This is a genomic window from Klebsiella sp. JB_Kp042 (assembly GCF_040065275.1).
Taxonomy (GTDB): Bacteria; Pseudomonadota; Gammaproteobacteria; order Enterobacterales; family Enterobacteriaceae; genus Klebsiella; species Klebsiella quasipneumoniae.
The window spans coordinates 266,964-285,677 of sequence record NZ_JBEAJL010000026.1; the positions used below are offsets into that span (position 1 = coordinate 266,964).

At 59.4% G+C, this 18,714-nt stretch carries 19 protein-coding genes; 6 read left to right on the forward strand and 13 right to left on the reverse strand.

Features of this window, described 5'->3' with window-relative positions; all coding sequences use genetic code 11:
* Nucleotides 1–54: 54 nt before the first annotated feature.
* Entirely contained in the window at nt 55–1,428 is a 1,374-nt protein-coding gene (proY, locus tag ABLV54_RS09615; RefSeq protein ID WP_023288583.1) for a proline-specific permease ProY, read from the reverse strand.
* Between the two features lie 86 nt (nt 1,429–1,514).
* A complete protein-coding gene (brnQ, locus tag ABLV54_RS09620; protein ID WP_023288582.1) occupies nt 1,515–2,834 on the reverse strand; it encodes a branched-chain amino acid transporter carrier protein BrnQ in 1,320 nt (439 codons plus the stop codon).
* On the opposite strand from brnQ, the gene ABLV54_RS09625 reads away from it, so the two are divergent.
* Nucleotides 2,826–3,167 (forward strand): hypothetical protein, encoded by a 342-nt coding sequence (locus tag ABLV54_RS09625; RefSeq protein ID WP_156835140.1) that lies wholly within the window; start codon nt 2,826–2,828, stop codon nt 3,165–3,167. The two genes, brnQ and ABLV54_RS09625, sit on opposite strands and share 9 nt — an antisense overlap.
* A gap of 80 nt (nt 3,168–3,247) precedes the next feature.
* Here ABLV54_RS09625 and phoR read toward each other — a convergent pair whose 3' ends face one another.
* A complete protein-coding gene (phoR, locus tag ABLV54_RS09630) occupies nt 3,248–4,543 on the reverse strand; it encodes a phosphate regulon sensor histidine kinase PhoR (protein WP_023288581.1) in 1,296 nt (431 codons plus the stop codon).
* A 21-nt stretch (nt 4,544–4,564) separates the two neighbouring features.
* A complete protein-coding gene (gene phoB, locus ABLV54_RS09635; RefSeq protein WP_004204861.1) occupies nt 4,565–5,254 on the reverse strand; it encodes a phosphate response regulator transcription factor PhoB in 690 nt (229 codons plus the stop codon).
* Between the two features lie 182 nt (nt 5,255–5,436).
* Between phoB and sbcD the strand changes: the two genes are divergently transcribed.
* Both sbcD and sbcC read left to right on the forward strand, forming a co-directional pair.
* Nucleotides 5,437–6,642 carry an exonuclease subunit SbcD gene (gene sbcD, locus ABLV54_RS09640; protein WP_050533102.1) on the forward strand — a complete coding sequence of 402 codons (1,206 nt, stop codon included), beginning with the start codon at nt 5,437–5,439 and terminating at the stop codon, nt 6,640–6,642.
* The gene (gene sbcC, locus ABLV54_RS09645; RefSeq protein WP_050533103.1) at nt 6,639–9,776 is read left to right on the forward strand and encodes an exonuclease subunit SbcC; all 3,138 of its coding nucleotides are present in this window, start codon (nt 6,639–6,641) and stop codon (nt 9,774–9,776) included. The genes sbcD and sbcC overlap by 4 nt, the downstream gene beginning before the upstream one ends.
* A 74-nt stretch (nt 9,777–9,850) precedes the next feature.
* Here sbcC and mak read toward each other — a convergent pair whose 3' ends face one another.
* On the reverse strand, nt 9,851–10,765 hold the full coding sequence (mak, locus tag ABLV54_RS09650; protein ID WP_050533104.1) for a fructokinase: 915 nt from the start codon (nt 10,763–10,765) through the stop codon (nt 9,851–9,853).
* A 91-nt stretch (nt 10,766–10,856) separates the two neighbouring features.
* Here mak and rdgC point away from each other — a divergent pair, with 91 nt between their 5' ends.
* Complete coding sequence (rdgC, locus tag ABLV54_RS09655) at nt 10,857–11,768, forward strand: recombination-associated protein RdgC (RefSeq protein WP_002890285.1); 912 nt, start codon at nt 10,857–10,859, stop codon at nt 11,766–11,768.
* A gap of 72 nt (nt 11,769–11,840) precedes the next feature.
* On the opposite strand, the gene ppnP is transcribed toward rdgC, so the two are convergent.
* The 4 genes from ppnP to aroL all read right to left on the reverse strand — a co-directional run bounded on the left by ppnP (nt 11,841) and on the right by aroL (nt 13,929).
* Nucleotides 11,841–12,125, reverse strand: a complete 285-nt coding sequence (gene ppnP, locus ABLV54_RS09660; RefSeq protein WP_002890284.1) for a pyrimidine/purine nucleoside phosphorylase — start codon at nt 12,123–12,125, stop codon at nt 11,841–11,843.
* Between the two features lie 77 nt (nt 12,126–12,202).
* Nucleotides 12,203–12,883 (reverse strand): AroM family protein, encoded by a 681-nt coding sequence (locus tag ABLV54_RS09665; protein ID WP_072096489.1) that lies wholly within the window; start codon nt 12,881–12,883, stop codon nt 12,203–12,205.
* A 249-nt stretch (nt 12,884–13,132) separates the two neighbouring features.
* Nucleotides 13,133–13,324 carry a YaiA family protein gene (locus ABLV54_RS09670; protein WP_008805350.1) on the reverse strand — a complete coding sequence of 64 codons (192 nt, stop codon included), beginning with the start codon at nt 13,322–13,324 and terminating at the stop codon, nt 13,133–13,135.
* 71 nt (nt 13,325–13,395) lie between these two features.
* Nucleotides 13,396–13,929 (reverse strand): shikimate kinase AroL, encoded by a 534-nt coding sequence (aroL, locus tag ABLV54_RS09675; protein ID WP_050533105.1) that lies wholly within the window; start codon nt 13,927–13,929, stop codon nt 13,396–13,398.
* Nucleotides 13,930–14,257: 328 nt separating this feature from the next.
* Here aroL and ABLV54_RS09680 point away from each other — a divergent pair, with 328 nt between their 5' ends.
* A complete protein-coding gene (locus ABLV54_RS09680) occupies nt 14,258–14,950 on the forward strand; it encodes a DUF2076 domain-containing protein (protein WP_023288576.1) in 693 nt (230 codons plus the stop codon).
* On the opposite strand, the gene ABLV54_RS09685 is transcribed toward ABLV54_RS09680, so the two are convergent.
* On the reverse strand, nt 14,947–15,405 hold the full coding sequence (locus tag ABLV54_RS09685) for a YaiI/YqxD family protein (protein WP_004204870.1): 459 nt from the start codon (nt 15,403–15,405) through the stop codon (nt 14,947–14,949). The two genes, ABLV54_RS09680 and ABLV54_RS09685, sit on opposite strands and share 4 nt — an antisense overlap.
* A gap of 116 nt (nt 15,406–15,521) precedes the next feature.
* Between ABLV54_RS09685 and proC the strand changes: the two genes are divergently transcribed.
* Nucleotides 15,522–16,331: a pyrroline-5-carboxylate reductase gene (gene proC / locus ABLV54_RS09690; RefSeq protein WP_050533148.1), complete on the forward strand. Its 810-nt coding sequence runs from the start codon at nt 15,522–15,524 to the stop codon at nt 16,329–16,331.
* Nucleotides 16,332–16,400: 69 nt separating this feature from the next.
* Here the strand turns inward: proC and psiF are convergent, their stop codons facing one another.
* The 3 genes from psiF to iraP all read right to left on the reverse strand — a co-directional run bounded on the left by psiF (nt 16,401) and on the right by iraP (nt 18,590).
* Nucleotides 16,401–16,718, reverse strand: a complete 318-nt coding sequence (gene psiF / locus ABLV54_RS09695; RefSeq protein WP_023288573.1) for a phosphate starvation-inducible protein PsiF — start codon at nt 16,716–16,718, stop codon at nt 16,401–16,403.
* Between the two features lie 91 nt (nt 16,719–16,809).
* Nucleotides 16,810–18,240: an alkaline phosphatase gene (gene phoA / locus ABLV54_RS09700; protein WP_032428614.1), complete on the reverse strand. Its 1,431-nt coding sequence runs from the start codon at nt 18,238–18,240 to the stop codon at nt 16,810–16,812.
* An 89-nt stretch (nt 18,241–18,329) separates the two neighbouring features.
* A complete protein-coding gene (iraP, locus tag ABLV54_RS09705) occupies nt 18,330–18,590 on the reverse strand; it encodes an anti-adapter protein IraP (RefSeq protein WP_004204875.1) in 261 nt (86 codons plus the stop codon).
* Nucleotides 18,591–18,714: the final 124 nt, after the last annotated feature.

The window sequence follows — 18,714 nt, forward strand, 5'->3', positions numbered from 1 at the left end:
GACGCGGGTCGGCAAGCCGCCCCGGTCGCGCGATGCTGACCGGGGCGATGTCGATTACTGAGCCTGCGCCAGGCGGCGCTCGCGACGGGTCTTAAAGACCCAGCCCAGCAGCAGCAGCGCAATCCACGCCATACCGACATACAACGAAATGCGGGTGTCCGGATGATAGCCGATCAGGGCGATAATAAACGCCAGGAACACCAGGCCGACAACCGTGGTCGCCACCCCGCCGGGGACTTTGAATTTCAGGGCCTTGACCTCCTCCGGCGACAGACGGCGGCGGAAGGCAATCTGCGACAGCAGGATCATAATCCACACCCACACGGTGGCGAAGGTGGCCAGCGAGGCGATCACCAGGAAGACGTTTTCCGGCATGATGTAATTGAGGTATACCGCAAACAGCAGCGCAATAGTCATCACCATCACCGTCACCCACGGAATACCGCGACGCGAGGTTTTGGCGAACACCTTCGGCGCGCTCCCCTGCTCGGCCATGCCGTGCAGCATACGGCCCACACCGAACACGTCGGAGTTAATCGCCGACAGCGAGGCCGTCAGGACCACGAAGTTAAGAATGCTGGCCGCGAAGGTAATGCCCAGATGCTGGAAGGTCAGGACAAAGGGGCTGCCGTCGGTACCCACCTGGTTCCACGGATAGATAGACATAATGACGAACAGCGTGCCGACATAGAACACCAGAATGCGCATCGGCACCGAGTTGATGGCGCGTGGAATGGATTTCTCCGGATCTTTCGCCTCACCGGCGGTAATGCCGATGATTTCGATACCGCCGTAGGCGAACATCACCATCTGCAGCGACATCACCATTCCCAGCCAACCGTTGCTGAAGAAGCCGCCGTTGCTCCACAGGTTATGAATCCCCGTCGGCTGGCCGCCGTTGCCGATCCCCCAGATAATGATGCCGAACCCGGCGAGGATCATGATGATGATGGTGGCCACTTTGAAGAACGAGAACCAGAACTCCAGCTCGCCAAACACCTTGACGCTCATCAGGTTGACGGCGCAGATGATCAGCACCACGCTGAGCACCCAGATCCAGTGCGGCACCGTCGGGAACCAGACGCCCATGTAGATCCCGAAGGCGGTGACGTCGGCGATGGCGACAATCAGGATTTCAAAGCAGTAGGTCCAGCCCGTGATATACCCCGCCAGTCCGCCGAGGTTTTCCTGGGCATAGCGGGAGAATGAGCTGGCGGAAGGGTTATGCACCGACATCTCACCGAGCGCGCGCATAATGATATATGCCGCAACGCCGCCGATAATGTAGGCCAACAGTACGCTGGGTCCGGCCATTTTAATCGCGTCGGCTGAACCGTAAAAAAGCCCGGTGCCGATGGCGGAACCCAGGGCCATAAAGCGAATGTGCCGGGTGCTTAGCCCGCGCTTAAGCTTGTTACTACTTTCCATCGTGGTTTTTCAATGCCGTTTAACACAAAAAATAAAAAACCACGGAACCCGAAGTCCCGTGGTTAAACGCTTGTCCTCAACGCCGGTTAGTGCGCGCTGGAGGTCACCTGACGTCCGGCGGCACGGTCCCAGATCACCGCGAGAATTGCCATCACGGCGGTCGGCATCAGCCAGGCCAGGCCCTGCTCCGCCAGCGGCAGACGCGCGGTCCAGGCCGGCAGGATAGCGGCAAACGCCGATGACTTAATCCCGTCAATGATACCAAACATCAGACTGATAAACATGGCCGGCGCGATAACACGGGACGAATTATGCCACCAACTGCGGGTAAAGCTTAATACAACCAGTGCGATACACGGCGGGTAGATAGCGGTCAGCACCGGAATCGACACCTGAATCAGGTGGCTCAGACCGAGGTTGGAGACCGCCATCGAGAACAGGCCGAGGATAAAGACCAGCGTGCGATAGGAGAACGGCAGATACTGGGCAAAGAATTCGGCGCAGGCGCAGGTCAGGCCCACCGCCGTCACCAGGCAGGCGATGAAGATCAGCGCCGCCAGCAGGAAGCTGCCCGCCCCGCCGAAGGTATGCTGCACGTAGGCGTGGAGGATCGCCGCGCCGTTAGCGGACTGGTCCACGAGGGTGGCGCTATCAGAGCCCAGACGGAACAGCGCCAGATACAGCAGGGTCAGACCGACGCCTGCCATCAGGCCCGCCCAGACGGTGTAGCGGGTCAACAGACGCGCTTCGCTGACGCCGCGGGAGCGTGCGGCATTAACAATCACGATCCCGAACACCATCGCGCCGAGGGTGTCCATGGTCAGGTAGCCGTTGACGAAGCCATTGGAGAATGGCGCGGTACGATACGCTTCCAGCGCGTCGCTGATCGGGCCTGCCGGCCAGACAATAGCGGCGACCGCCAGCACAATCAGGGCGATAATTTTCAGCGGCGCCAGGAAATTGCCCACCGTATCCAGCAGTTTGCCCGGATAGAGCGAGACCAGGATCACCAGCGCGAAGTAGATAACGCTGTAGATCAGCAGCGGCAGCGGGCCGTCGCCGGTCAGCGGCGCAATCCCGACTTCAAAAGAGACGGTCGCGGTGCGCGGGGTCGCGAACAGCGGTCCCACCGCGAGATAACACACCACCGCCAGCAGGATACCAGCCACTTTACCAATCGGGGTGCTCAGGCTTTCAACGCCGCCGCCGACTTTCGCCAGCGCCACCACCGTCAGCACCGGCAGACCCACCGCGGTGATCAGGAAGCCGATCGCCGCCGTCCAGACGTGCTCGCCCGCCTGTAAGCCAACCATCGGCGGGAAAATAATGTTGCCTGCGCCAACGAACAACGCGAAGGTCATAAAGCCCAACGCTATGATGTCGCGAGATTTTAACTGATGGGTCATAAATTCATTACTGCCTGTGGATGTGGTGTTGTAAAAAATGGAAAAATACCGCGCTACCCTCTCAGGGACGATACAGCGGCGATTGCCGGTAAACTCAGCGAGATATGCTCCCGAAGCGGCGTGGGAAAGAATTGTTTTTGGTATTACCACGCAAAAGCAGTCTGTCATCGACTGCGCAGGCGCAATTTAAACGCTTATAACGTTTTAAAGCAAGGCACGATCGCAAAAGCAGATGATTATGCTGGTTATCAGTTTCACACCAGAATAATTTACCATATTGATGGAAAACCCGTGGCTTATCATGCGAACAAAAAAGCAGCGCGCGTTCATTAAATAGGCGAGAGAAAAACGACTGCCAGGGAAAATGACCAGCCGAAGCTGGTCATTGGCAAGATAAGCTGACAGCGCGCCGCTCAGGCGTCGTTTCTGGCAATTAATCGTTCCGGGAGCAGGAAGCTAAAACGGGTTCCCTTGCCCACCGTGCTGTCGATCTCCAGCCGGCTGTCATGATGGTTGACCGCGTGTTTGACGATCGCCAGCCCCAGGCCGCTGCCCCCGGTTTGCCGGGAGCGAGCCTTATCCACCCGATAGAAGCGCTCAGTCAGACGGGGAATATGCTCCGGCGCAATGCCCGGCCCATTATCCTCGACGCTGAACAGCGCCCCCTGGGGCGTTCGCTGCCAGCTGACGCGAATTTCGGTGCCCGGCGGGGTGTGGTTCACCGCGTTATAGACCAGGTTAGAAATGGCGCTGCGCAGTTGTTCCTCGTTGCCCAGCACCTTGAGCTGCTCATCGACGGTAAAAATCAGCGTCTGCTTATCCTGGCTGAGGGTCTGCGCCTCGCGCTCCACGACCCGCAGCATCATCGGCACGTCGATGCGGTCATTCATCGCCAGCGCCGGCGCGGCTTCAATACGCGACAGCGTGAGCAACTGCTTCACCAGCCCCTCCATACGCTGGGTTTGCTCACGCATGGTGTGCAGGGCCTTTTCACGGGTCGCCCCTTCCAGCACCTGCTCCTGCATCATCTCCAGATAGCCCTGCAGCACCGTCAGCGGGGTGCGCAGCTCATGGCTGACGTTGGCGAAAAAGTTACGCCGCGCCCCTTCCAGCTGATGCATCTGCGTCACGTCGCGCGCCACCATCAACCACTGTTTGTCGCTGTAGGGCATCACGCGAATTTCCAGATGACGGGCATTATTCAGCACCAGATTGAGCGGCTTTGAAAAATCACGCTGTTTCAGGTAGTTGGCGAACTCAGGATAGCGCAGAAGGTTAAGAATGTTTTGCCCACTGTCGTCCGGCCAGCGCAGGTTTAAAATCTGCTGCGCCAGGCCGTTGCACCAGAAAATGGCCCCCTCTTCCGTGGTCAGGACCACCGCGTCCGGCAGGGATTCCGCCCCGCTGCGAAAGCGTTTGATCAGGCTTCCCAGCTCACGTCGACGCTTTTTATTACGCATCTGCATCTGGTGCAGACCATACAGCAGCGGCTCCCAGCTGCCGCGGCCGGGCGGAGGGGTCATGCTCCGGTCCACCCACAGCCACCACGACAGGCGCATCAAATTCCAGAAATGCCAAATCAACAAACCGGTCACTGCCGCCAGTAAAAACCACGGCAAATGACCCACAAACGCCCCCAGAATCAGGGCCGGAATACACGCTAAAAAGAGCTCCAGCGCCAGCCTTTTCCATGACAGCCGTTCCAGCACGGGTCACACTCCTGTCAAAATTCAGAAACGGGCGGAGAAACGATACCCCGTGCCGCGAACCGTTTGCACCATGCGATCATGGCCACTGTGTTCCAGCGCTTTACGCAGGCGGCGAATATGGACGTCTACCGTGCGGTCTTCCACATAGACGTTGGTTCCCCAGACGTGGTTCAGCAGCTGCTCGCGGCTGTACACCCGCTCCGGATGGGTCATAAAGAAGTGCAATAATTTAAATTCCGTTGGCCCCATGTCCAGCGGACTCTCGCCGGTCATCACCCGGTGCGATGAGGGATCGAGGCTCAGCCCCTGCATTTCAATCACCTCTTCCACCGCCATCGGCGAAATACGGCGCATCACCGCTTTGATTCGCGCCACCAGCTCCTTCGGTGAGAAAGGCTTGGTAATGTAGTCGTCCGCCCCGGTCTCCAGGCCGCGAACGCGATCCTCTTCTTCTCCGCGCGCGGTCAGCATCACCACCGGAATATCCCGGGTCATCGCCTCGCGCTTGAGCAGCTTAATAAACTGCAGCCCCGAACCGCCCGGCAGCATCCAGTCAAGGAGAATCAAATCAGGCCAGGGTTCATTGAGTTGATTCACCGCGCTGTCATAATCTTCCGCTTCGACAGGCTGAAAGCCATTTTGCTCCAGAACAAAGCAGACCATTTCGCGGATTGGAGCTTCATCTTCAACGACCAGAATTCTTCTCGCCATTATTTACCCTGTGTTTTTTAGCCATCAGTATAGAAGTGCGGCGTCATTATGCGTCACTTTTGTGACAGATTTATGAAAAAAATGACCGTCTGACGATCGGGTATTTTGAAGCATGACGCGGACTTACCCCTCTCCGACAAATGGTATACTGCCGCTCATGCTTTTTTCGCTAGGGAAGATTTATGCGCATCCTTCACACCTCCGACTGGCACCTGGGCCAGAATTTTTACAGCAAAAGCCGTGCGGCCGAACATGACGCTTTCCTGACCTGGCTGCTGGCCCGCGCGCAGGAGCATGAAGTCGACGCCATCATCGTGGCCGGCGATATTTTTGATACCGGATCGCCGCCGAGCTACGCTCGCGAACTGTATAACCGCTTTGTCGTCCAGCTGCAGCAGACCGGCTGTCGCCTGGTGGTGCTGGCGGGCAACCATGATTCGGTGGCGATGCTCAATGAATCCCGCGATATCCTCGCCTTTTTACACACCACCGTCGTGGCGAACGCCGGCTGCCCGCCCATTGAGCTGCCGCGGCGCGACGGCACCCCAGGCGCTATCTTCTGCCCGGTGCCGTTTTTACGCCCGCGCGAGCTGGTCACCAGCCAGGCCGGCCACTCCGGTCGGGAAAAACAGCGGCAGCTGCTGCACGCCATCAGCGACTATTATCAGGAGCAGTATCAGCAGGCCTGCGCCCTGCGCGGCGATCGCCCGCTGCCCGTGATTGCCAGCGGCCATCTGACCACCGTCGGCGCCAGCAAAACCGATGCCGTTCGCGACATTTATATCGGCACGCTGGATGCCTTCCCGGCGCAGCACTTCCCCCCTGCCGACTACATTGCGCTGGGCCATATTCACCGGGCGCAGGTGGTTGGCGGCTGCGAGCACATCCGCTACAGCGGCTCGCCGCTGCCGCTGAGCTTTGATGAAACCGGTAAAGCGAAATCGGTGCATCTGGTGAGCTTTAGCGATGGGCGACTCAGCGCCGTGGAGACCCTTGAGGTGCCCGTCACCCAGCCGCTGGCGGTCATCAAAGGCGATCTGGCCGCCATCACCGCCCAGCTGGCGCAGTGGCGCGGCGTTGAACAGGACCCGCCGGTGTGGCTGGATATCGAAATCACCACCGAGGAGTACCTGCACGATATTCAGCGTCATATTCAGGCGCTGACGGAGGATCTGCCGGTGGAAGTATTGCTGGTGCGCCGCAGCCGCGAGCAGCGCGAGAAAATACTGCTCAACGCCCAGCGGGAGACCCTCAGCGAACTGAAGGTGGAAGAGGTGTTCGAGCGCCGGCTGGCGCTGACCGAGATTGACGATGAGAAGCGCGCCCGGCTGCACGAGCTGTTCGCCCATACGCTGCATACGCTCACCGCGGAGGACGAAAACGCATGAAAATCCTCAGTCTGCGTCTGAAAAACCTCAACTCCCTGAAAGGGGAATGGAAGATAGACTTTACCGCCGAGCCGTTCGCCAGCAACGGCCTGTTCGCCATTACCGGCGCCACCGGCGCCGGGAAAACCACCCTGCTCGACGCCATTTGCCTCGCGCTCTATCACGAGACGCCGCGCCTGAATAAAGTCTCCCAGTCGCAAAATGACCTGATGACCCGCGATACCGCCGAGTGTCTGGCGGAGGTGGAGTTTGAAGTGAAAGGCATCGCCTACCGCGCCTTCTGGAGCCAGAACCGGGCGCGTAACCAGCCAGATGGCAACCTGCAGGCGCCCCGCGTCGAGCTGGCGCGCTGCGCCGACGGCAAAATCCTCGCCGATAAGGTCTCGGATAAGCTGGAGCAAACCGCGACGCTCACCGGCCTCGACTATGGCCGCTTCACCCGCTCGATGCTGCTCTCCCAGGGGCAATTTGCCGCCTTTCTGAACGCGAAGCCGAGCGATCGCGCGGAGCTGCTGGAGGAGCTGACCGGCACGGAAATCTACGGTCAGATTTCGGCGATGGTCTATGAGCAGCACAAAGCCGCTCGCCATACGCTGGAGAAGTTCGAAGCCCAGGCGGCGGGCATCGTCCTGCTGACGGAGGCCCAGCAGCAGGCGTTGCAGGAAAGTTTGCAGGTACTTACTGACGAAGAGAAAGCCCTGCTGGCGCAGCAGCAAAACCAGCAGCAGCAGCTTCAGTGGCTAACGCGTCGCGATGAGCTGGCGCAGCAGCAGCAGCAGGCGGTCAGCGGCCAGCAGCAGGCCCGTCAGGCGCTGGCCGACGCCGCGCCGGCGCTGGCCAGGCTTGAGCTGGCCCAGCCCGCCGCCCAGTTGCGCCCCTTATGGGAGCGGCAACAGGAGCACGCGGCAGGCCTGGCGCAAACCCGCCAGCGAATCAATGAAGTGAATGCTCGCTTACTTACCAGCACGGCGCTGCGCGCGCGCATTCGCCGTAGCGCCCTGCATACCCAGCGGCAGCGTCAGGCTGAACTGGCCGACCTGGCGCAGTGGCTGGCGGCCCATGAGCGATTTCGCTTATGGGGCCAGGAGATCGCCGGCTGGCGGGCGCAATTTTCGCAGCTGACTCGGGATAAACAGCAGCTGACGGCCCAGACCACCCGCCTGGCCGCGCTGCGCCAGAAGCTGGCCGATCTGCCGGCCAGCCCTCTGTCGCTGACCGCCGATGACGTTGCGGCGGCGATGGCGCAGCAAACCCAGTCGCGACCGCTGCGCCAGCGGCTACTCTCCCTTCATGAACAGCATCAGCTGCTGCGCAAGCGTCTGCGCCAGAACGCCGAAAGCGTACAGCAGGCGCAGGCGGAGCAGGCAAAACTCAACGCCACACTGGCGCAGCGCCGGGAGCAGTACAAAGACAAAAACCAGCACTATCTCGACCTGAAGGCGCTCTGCCAGCGGGAAGAAACGATTAAAGATCTGGAAGGTTACCGCGCCCGGCTAGAGGCCGGTAAGCCCTGCCCGCTGTGCGGCTCCTGTGAACACCCGGCGATTGAACAATACGCCTCGCTGACGGTCACGGATAACCAGCGCCGCCGCGATGCGCTGGAAAAAGAGGTCGCCGCGCTGAAAGAAGAAGGTTTGCTGATCCTCGGGCAGGTCAACGCCCTGACGCAGCAGCTCCAGCGTGAAACCGAAGCGGCCGGGCGGCTCGCTGAGGAAGAGCAAGCGCTCACTAAAGCGTGGCAGGAAACCTGCGCCTCTCTTCAGGTCACGCGGGATATTGCGCAAGAGATAAACGACTGGATACAGGAGCAGGAGCGCTACGAGCAACAGCTCTACCAGCTCAGCCAGCGCCTGATGCTGCAAGGCCAGCTTAACGATCAGGAGGCGCTGGCGCGCCAGGCTCAGCAGCAGCTGACGGCCACGCACCAGGGACTGGAAAGCGCCCTGCAGGCCCTGACGCTCAACCTGCCGGAAGAAGGGACAGAAGCCGCCTGGCTGAACGCTCGCGAAAGCGAATTTGCCCAGTGGCAGGCGCAACAGACCCGGCATGGCGCCATTCAGGAGCAGATTGCCGCCCTGCAGCCGCTGCTGGAGACGCTGCCAGCCAGCGACGAGGCAAAGGCTGAAGCTGAGCCGGTGGTTCCCGACAACTGGCGCGCTATCCATGAGGAGTGCCTGGCGTTGCACAGCCAGCTTGTCGCCCAGCAGCAGCTGGAGACCGAAGAGAAGGCGCGCCTGGACCAGTCGCAGGCGCAATTTACCGCCGCCCTGGCCGCCAGCCGCTTTAGCGATCGGCAGGCGTTTCTCGCCGCGCTGCTGGATGACGAAACCGTCCAGCGGCTGACGCAGTTAAAACAGACGCTGGAGCAGCAGCTCCAGCAGGCGACGGCGCTCTGCGAGCAGGCGACCCGTCAGCAGCAGGCGCACCTGGCGCTGCGTCCGCAAGGGACGGACGCGGACATCCCCGCCCTGCAAACCCAGCTGCAGGCCCTGGCGCAGCGGCTGCGGGACAACACCACCCGCCAGGGCGAGATCCGCCAGCAGCTCAGGCAGGACACAGAGAGCCGTCAACATCAGCAGGCGCTGGGGCGACAGATTGCAGAGGCGGCGCAGCGGGCGGATGACTGGGGCTATCTCAATTCGCTGATCGGCTCCAGCACCGGCGACCGGTTCCGCAAATTCGCCCAGGGGCTGACGCTGGATAATCTGGTCTGGCTGGCAAACCAGCAGCTTAACCGCCTGCACGGGCGCTATCTGCTGCAGCGCAAAGCCAGCGAAGCGCTGGAGCTGGAGGTTGTCGATACCTGGCAGGCCGACGCCGTGCGCGACACCCGCACCCTCTCCGGTGGCGAAAGTTTCCTCGTCAGCCTGGCGCTGGCCCTGGCGCTGTCAGATCTGGTGAGCCATAAGACGCGGATTGATTCCCTGTTTCTTGATGAAGGCTTCGGCACCCTCGACAGCGAAACGCTGGACACGGCGCTGGACGCGCTGGACGCGCTGAACGCCAGCGGCAAGATTATCGGGGTGATCAGCCACGTGGAGGCGATGAAAGATCGCATTCCGGTGCAGATCAAAGTGAAGAAGATCAATGGTCTGGGCTACAGTCGGCTGGACAGAGCGTTTGCGGTGGAGTGAGGTTTGAATCATTGCGATGTCCCCTCACCCTAACCCTCTTCCGGAGCGAGAGAGTCGGGGTGAGGGGGAGCGGTTCAGGTCCCCTGGAGCGGCCACAGCCATGCCGCGCCGCGTACTCCGCTGGAGTCGCCGTGCATCGCTTTGCAGATCGGTGTTGCACACTCGCCGCCGAAGACCCACTGTTTCACCAGGTCCGGCACCGTCTGATACAGCCGCTCGACGTTGCTCATCCCGCCGCCCAGCACGATAACGTCCGGGTCGAGGATATTCACCACGTGGGCCAGCGATTTCGCCAGCCGCTGCTCGTAGCGGCTCAGCGCCAGTTCGGCTTTTTCGTCACCTTCCCCCACCAGGCGCATAATCTCGCTGCCGGTTAACCCCTTGCCGCTCAGCCGCTGGTAGTCAGTGGCAAAGCCGGTGCCGGAGATAAAGGTTTCGATACATCCCTGTTTACCGCAGTAGCAAGGCACTTCCGCACGGTAGCGCAACTCATCGTCGTTCATCCACGGCAATGGGTTATGTCCCCACTCGCCGGCGTTACCATTGCCGCCGATATGCGCCCGCCCGTTGAGCGCCACGCCCGCGCCGCAGCCGGTGCCGATAATCACCGCGAACACCGTGTGCGCCCCCGCCGCCGCGCCGTCCACCGCTTCCGACACCGCCAGACAGTTGGCGTCGTTAGCCAGCCGCACTTCACGGTCGAGGCGCAGGCTGAGGTCCTTATCAAAGGGCTGTCCGTTGAGCCAGGTCGAGTTGGCGTTTTTCACCACCCCGGTATAGGGCGAAATCGTGCCCGGGATCCCCATCCCCACGGTGCCACGCTGTCCGGTCGCCTGCTCGGCCATCGCCACCAGGGTGGCGATAGTCTCGATGGTTTGCCGGTAATCCTCCCGCGGCGTGGGTAACCGATGGCGAAACAGCTGCTCTCCCTGGTCGCTCAGGGCTATCACTTCGGTTTTTGTGCCACCTAAATCAATACCAATACGCACGCTCAGCTCCTCACCCCGATTAACAATGCAAGCATAGCGACAATTCGCTATCATGCCCGCCTGATTTAACGACAAAGCCGTGGAAATTATCATGCTGTGGTTCAAAAATTTAATGGTTTACCGTCTCAGCCGCGATATCGAATTGCGCGCCGAGGAGATGGAAAAACAGCTGGCCGAGCTGACATTTACCCCTTGTGGCAGCCAGGATATGGCGAAAACCGGTTGGGTATCGCCGATGGGATCGCACAGCGACGCGCTGACGCATACGGCGAACGGCCAGATCATTATCTGCGCGCGTAAAGAAGAAAAGATCCTGCCGTCACCGGTGATCAAGCAGGCGCTGGAGGCGAAGATCCAGAAGCTGGAAGCCGATCAGGGGCGCAAGCTGAAGAAAACTGAGAAAGATTCCCTGAAAGATGAAGTGCTGCACTCGCTGCTGCCGCGCGCCTTCAGCCGCTTCAGCCAGACGATGATGTGGATCGACACCGTCAACGGCCTGATCATGGTGGACTGCGCCAGCGCGAAGAAAGCGGAAGATACCCTGGCCCTGCTGCGTAAAACCCTCGGCTCGCTGCCGGTGGTGCCGCTGACCCTGGAGAATCCGATTGAGCTGACGCTGACTGAGTGGGTCCGCTCCGGCACCGTGGCGCAGGGCTTCCAGCTGCTGGACGAAGCCGAGCTGAAAGCGATGCTGGAAGATGGCGGCGTGATCCGCGCCAAGAAGCAGGATCTGGTGAGCGACGAAATCGCTGTGCATATTGAGGCCGGGAAGGTCGTCACCAAGCTGGCGCTGGACTGGCAGCAGCGTATTCAGTTTGTGATCTGCGACGACGCGTCAATTAAGCGCCTCAAGTTCTGCGATGAATTACGCGACCAAAACGAAGATATCGATCGGGAAGATTTCGCCCAGCGCTTTGACGCCGACTTTATATTAATGACCGGCGAACTGGCTGCCCTGATCCAAAGCCTGGTGGAAGGGCTCGGCGGCGAAGCGCAGCGCTAAGCGCCGCTTTCCTTCCTGCCTGGCAGGAAGGAAAAATACAACCCGGCGGCAAGCGCCGGGCGTTACGCTGGCTTACAGATAGCGGCACAGATAAGAGGTTGGCTCAGCCACCTGCAGATGGAATTCGCTGTTGCCTGGCACATTGAAGACTTCGCCGGCGGCGTAAACTTTCCACTCAGTCTCACCCGGCAGCAGGACATTCAGCGCCCCGCTGACCACCGTCATCTCTTCCGGCTGCGCCGTACCAAAGGTGTATTCCCCTTCCGCCATCACGCCAACGCTGGCGCGACCGGTACTGCTGCTGGTGAAGCCAATGGATTTCACTTTTCCGTCAAAGTATTCATTGCTTTGAAGCATAAACAAGCCCTTCTGATCGTCGTTGAAAGGCTCAATATAGGGGGCGCTCCTTGCCCCTGTCACGTGAAATTAACACATTAGACTAATAGTTCTGCCGCCAGTCGGGAAACCAGCACATTCGACAGCAAAACCGGGACATCAAGGGCTTTTTGTAACACATCGCGATGATGCTGATAGTAACCAAGACAGTCGAGGACCAGCACGTCGGCGCCCTGCTCCAGCAGCGCTTTACCGGCGGTTAACAGCTCGCTGTCGCTACCGGTAAACGGGTTGGCCAGCGCGTAGTACGGCGACTTCTCCAGTGAATGCCACTTTTGTCGCTGCATGGGCATGATCTCTTCCACCGGCACGATCACCCCGACCTGGTGCCCATCGACGATCGACGCCACCAGCGGCGGAATGATCCGCTGCGGCTCGAGGAGGATCGCGTGGTGGGTGGTAAAACCGGTCAGCTGTTCGGAGCTGAGCAGCAGGATCACATCAAAATGCTGTCGATCCAGCATGGCGATCACGCTGCGAACATCACGTTCAATTTTTTGTCGCGACACCATCACCAGCTGGTTATCGCTGAGCAGGGTCAAGAGACCCTGTTCGCCGTCACCCACGGCGTACTCTGCCATCACGTCGTCACGCGTCATCTCGCCCAGCAGGCTGATGTGAGCGATCTGTTCTTCCCTGATATGTTCGGTCAGGAGCGGTAATACTCCCGCCAGCGGCACAACGCCGATGGTCAAAATTGCCATCGTTGCACTACTCATATCATGTACCTTTTCACTACCACTGCTTCAACACAGGCTTACCACACACAGCATTCGCCCCCCTGGTGAGTAAAAATCAACCGTCGAGAAGCGTAGCAGCTCCACGCCGCAGTAGAATGTAAAGATTGCTCGGCGGCGGCGGCGCGCCTGAAAAATCCGTGTGTTAGATATTCATTAGTACGACTGATAAATAAAAAGTGTGAGATATGCCCGATACTGCCCGCAGAGCAGGCAATCCGGGCTCAGGGGTTACGACTTGTCAGGATCTTCGTAGCGCCGCTTGGCATCCACGGCTTCCTGCTCGGTAGGATGTTCGCTGATCAGCGAATTGGGTTCAGGATAGTCCGCGCGAAGTTGATACCAAGTGACCGTCTGACCCTGCGGGCCTTTCTCTACCGCAACCACGCGCGCTTCTCTCGGATATGGGGGCCTGTTTGGCATAGTTCTTCCTTCTTCTGGTATCAGAACTATCAAGTATAGGCGCCCCTCGCCGCCTTAATGTAAGTAAATTCTTAACTTACCGGGGTGGCCGCCGCGCCGCACAGCATGGTCATAATCTGTTCCACCACCCGATCCGGGGCGGCCGTAGCATCGACAATATGATGGGCAGCGTCACGGTATAACGCTTCACGCTGCGCCAGCACCTCGCCCACTTCCTCACGCACCGGTTTCCCGGTGAGCGTCGGCCGCTGTTCGGCTTTGGGGTAGGCTTCCAGACGGTCAATCAGCGCCGATACCGACACCTGCAGATAGATCACCACGCCGTTCTCCCGCATAAACTGACGGTTACATTCCGCAAGGATGATGCCGCCGCCGGTGGCGATCACCGTATTCGGCAGGGTCACGGCCTTCAGCGACAGGGTCTCCAGCTCGCGAAAGCGCGCCCATCCTTCCGCCTGCACGATCTCCGCCACCGTCCGCTGCTCATGGGCCTGCAGCCGATGATCGGTATCGGAGAACTGAAAATGCCGCGCTCGCGCCAGCGCATGGCCGACGGTGGTTTTACCGCAGCCGCGTGGCCCGATAAGAAAGATTGGCTGTGTCATAACCGAAGACCCCCTGGTTCCGTCTGTCGCAAAAAAAGGAAAACGAAAGAACGTATTATCGCTGTCTGTTCCGCAACGCATACGTAAAGAAAACGTTACACAACTTCTTTACACCCCATCACCACAGTGAGACAAGGGGTTCTTAATGTAAACTTATCATTGCATGTACTGTTTAACCAGCTTTACTTTCTGCCGGGCGTTATTTTTTATCCGCTGCTGGCGTAAACGGTAACACATTTATGCATAGCTTTACGAAGCAACATATTTACAACATCGTGTTTCAGACGCACCCTGATGCCTATTCGACAGTGTGACAGAGGAATGTAACATGCAATCTGAAGAACAACGCCTTATTGATGGACTGTTTTCCCGGCTGAAAGAGGCTGAGGCGCACAGTGCATCGCGCGATGCCAGCGCCGAGGAGCGGATTGCCCAACACGTGAGCGCGCAGCCGGCGGCCCCCTACTATATGGCGCAAACCATTCTTATCCAGGAAGCCGCGATTAAACAGCTCAACGATCGCATCCAGGCGCTGGAGAGCCAGGTCAGCCAGCTGCAGGCGGCAAAGCCCAGCAGCGGCGGATTCCTCTCCGGCCTGTTTGGCGGCGGCGGCTCGTCACGCGGTTCTGACCCGATCCCGGGCGCGGAGCAATACGGTCGCCCGCAGGCCAGCGCGCAGCCGCAGTATGCCCCACAGCAGCAGCAGAGCTATGCCCCGCAGGCTGCCGCACGCGGCGGCGGCTTTATGGCAGGCGCGCTGCAAACGGCCGCAGGCGTAGCGGGCGGCGTGGTGCTGGGCAATATGCTGACCAATATGTTCAGCGGCTCGCACCCGCAGGAGATTGTTAATATCATCGAAGAGAAGCCGCAGCCTGATGCCGCCGCGCAGGACGCCGCCGCAGGTGACGATCCGTTCCGTCAGGGAGACGATCAGTTCCTTGCCGACAACACCTGGAACGACGACTTCGACGCCGGCTTTGGCGATGATGATATCGGCAGCGATGACGACAGCTGGGTTTAACCCTGCTGACGTTTAACCGCCAGCAACCACTTCTCCAGCTCGGCGGCAAACTGTTGCCGATCGCGCTGCGATAAACTATCCGGGCCGCCGGTCTGAACGCCGCTGGCCCGTAATGTCTCCATAAAATCCCGCATCGTCAGCCGCTCGCGGATCGTCGCCTCGCTGTAGCGCTCTCCGCGCGGATTGAGCGCCGCCCCGCCCTTCGCCAGCACCTCCGCCGCCAGCGGAATATCGGCGGTGATCACTAAATCCCCCGCCGCGCACTGACGGACGATTTCGTTATCCGCCACGTCAAAACCCTGCTCAACCCGCAGGGTGCGGATGAAACGCGACGGCGGTACGCGCAGCGGCTGGTTCGCCACCAGCGTCAGCGGCGTCTGGGTCCGCTCTGCCGCGCGGAACAATATCTCTTTAATCACGTTCGGACACGCGTCTGCATCCACCCAAATGGCCATGCCAGCTCCTGTTACCTGCAATAAGTGCCGCCAATGTTACCTGCTTTTCTCCCCCATGAAAGCGCCAGGATGATAAGCTAATCAGATCGTAACGAAAAAAGCAGAGGGGAATGGTGATGGATAAGAAAATTGGCTTTATCGGCTGCGGCAATATGGGTAAGGCCATTCTGGGTGGACTGATCGCCAGCGGCCAGGTACAGCCGGGACAAATCTGGGTCTACACCCCGTCGCCGGACAAGGTTGCGGCTCTGCGCGACCAGTACGGCATCAACGCCGCCGATAGCGCCCAGGAAGTGGCGCAGATTGCCGATATCGTCTTCGGCGCGGTGAAGCCGGGGATCATGACCAAAGTGCTGGGCGATATCGCCTCCAGCCTGAATAAAGAGTCTCTGGTGGTCTCTATCGCCGCCGGCGTCACGCTTGACCAGCTGGCGCGCGCGCTCGGCCACGATCGCAAAATTATTCGCGCGATGCCCAATACGCCGTCGCTGGTTAACGCCGGCATGACCTCCGTTACGCCAAATGCGCTGGTGAGCAGCGAAGATGTGGCCGAAGTGCTGACCATTTTCCGCTGCTTTGGCCAGGCGGAGCAAATTGCCGAACCGATGATCCATCCGGTGGTCGGCGTTAGCGGCTCGGCGCCGGCCTATGTCTTTATGTTTATCGAAGCGATGGCCGATGCCGCCGTGCTCGGCGGAATGCCGCGCGCTCAGGCTTACAAATTCGCCGCTCAGGCGGTGATGGGCTCCGCCAAAATGGTGCTGGAGAACGGTGAGCATCCGGGGGCGCTGAAAGATATGGTCTGCTCTCCTGGCGGGACCACCATCGAAGCCGTGCGCGTGCTGGAAGAGAAAGGCTTCCGCTCCGCGGTTATCGAAGCCATCACCCAGTGCATGGAAAAATCTGAGAAACTGAGCCGCTCCTGAAGCTGAGCAGGCGGGCTGCAAGCCCTGAGAGGTCAAAGAACAAGGGAGCGCGCGAGCGCTCCCTTTTTTTCAGGCTTTCTTCAGGCAGCTACTCATGAAGGTGTTGCGTTCATCGCCCTTCAGTGATTTTGCCGAAGCCGCTTTGTTGCAGTCGCTCATCTTCTGCTGCTGAGGCGTGAGGGTCTTTCCTTGCGGCGTGGTGGTCTCTTTTTTCAGGCACTGGCTCATAAAGGTTTTGCGCTCATCCCCCTTCAGCGCCTTGGCTGACGCTTGCTGATTGCAGTCCGTCATCTTTTGCTGCTGGGGAGTAGGCGTTTTTTCTGCCGCGCCAACCGCGCTGATAAAGATCAAGCCAAACAGTAGGGTCATCAGTAAGGTTATTTTCATCGCACCATCCTTCTGTGAGTGGAACGTTGTAAGTCTGGACGCAGATAGAAAAAAAACCAGCCGGTGACGCGAATTCGCCACCGGCAGCGACTTATTTGAGACTCAGGGCCGCTTTCATGGTCGAGAAGAGGTCGGTCTGGTCGGTCAGGCCGACGACGTTAGCCGCATGCGGACCGTAGGCCGCAATGCGCAGCTGGGTGCCGGTGTGCTCCATCGACTCTTCCTCGGAGTTACCGTAACTCATCACCATCACCGCGCCATCGTGCGTGTTCAGGGCCTGGGTCAGCCCCGGGGCTTTGCTATCCGCAGGGATAATCTGGCTGGCGTGCGCATGGTCGGCGGTGACGATCACCAGGGTATTGCCGTCTTTTTTGGCAAATTCCAGCGCCTTCTGCACCGCCTCGTCGAGGTCCACGGTTTCGCCGATCTGGCCGCACGGATTCGCCGCATGATCCTGCTTATCGATGGAGGCGCCTTCCACCTGCAGGAAGAAGCCTTTCTCGTTGCGGCTCAGCAGGTCAATCGCTTTCTCCGTCATCTGCGCCAGCGTCGGCACCGAGGCGTCGCGCTTCGGGTTTGGCGTACAGGTCACCGGCGGCTTATCGATATTACCGTGATAAGACGCCTTCGGCCCTTCCCAGCGTACCGGCATATTGCCGTCGGCGAAGAGTCCCAGCAGCGGTTTATCCTGGCTGGCTGCCGTCGCGGCGGCAAGAGAGGCCGCGTCGGTCACAATCTGGTAGCCGCGCGCTTCCGCCTGCTCGCGCAGGGTTTTGCCCTGCCACTCGCCCGCCGTCGCCGTTTCGGCAAAGGTCTTCGCGCCGCCGCCCAGGGTGACATCCGGCCGGGCGTTCAGCAGCTGTTCGGTAATGGAGCCTTTGCCCCCTTTCTCCAGCGCATTGCTGGGGCATTTTTCGCTGGTGACCGTGGGGCCGTAGCATTTACGCGATGTCACATGCGCCACCAGCGCCGCGGGGGTGGCGTCCTGCAGCTCGGCGGTAGAAACGTTGCCGGTGGCCAGGCCCGCCGCTTTCGCCAGCTCGAGGATGGTCTGATGCGCGTTCTCATGAATATCGACGCCCAGCGCGCCGTTATAGGTCTTCACGCCGGTGGTCCAGGCGGTGGCGGAGGCCGCCGAGTCGGTGACGTAGTCCGGTTTACCGGTTTTTTTATCCAGCGAATAGTGCGTGTACTGCCCGGTTAACGGCAGGGCGTCAATGCCTTTAAAGAAACCGCCCGCCCCTTCCGCATAATTTCGCGCAGCGGTAATTTCAGAATCACCCATGCCATCGCCAATCAGCAAAATAACGTTTTTGGCCGGCTTATTGATTATCGAGGCGCGTAGCGCTTCGGTTTGATCGCCCGTTAAACGACGCGCGCCGCCGGGAGTGGTGATATCTCCCTGGGCAGCGCGATTTTCCAGAACCGGCGCGGCAGTAGTTTCCGCATGAATAACCGGCGAGCCCAGCAGAGGCAGCAGGGCAATAAACAGGGCGCTTAATTTCACTTTTGTCATCTCCATGTAAAAAATACTTAAAAAAACAAAACGTGGGAGACTTTATAAAAGGGAGATGACAGAAAAATGACGGCATCCTTGTCGCGTCGCAAAGATTAGCTACGAGGATGCCGCAACAGCTTCTTTAGATATTGCTGCAGCAGGATGGCATCCTGGTCGTTGACCGGCGGACAGGGCGTCACCTGGTCTATCGCCTGCTCAATATCCTGAATCAATGCCTGCTGGGCATCATGCTCCATATGGCGCAATAATGCGGTGACCACGATCTCCAGCGCTTCAACCTGCACCGTCAGTTCCTTTGCTTCTTCTTCTTTTTGCGCCAGTTTAACCAGTAACTCAGCAATGAGATTCTTCATAGCACCAGTTCCTTATGCGAGGTCTGTTTTTCGATTGAGATGTCATACCCGATGACGGACCTCAGAATTACTTAAAATAAGAATCGTCGCAACACCCAATATACAGCGAAACGTTTTACCACAA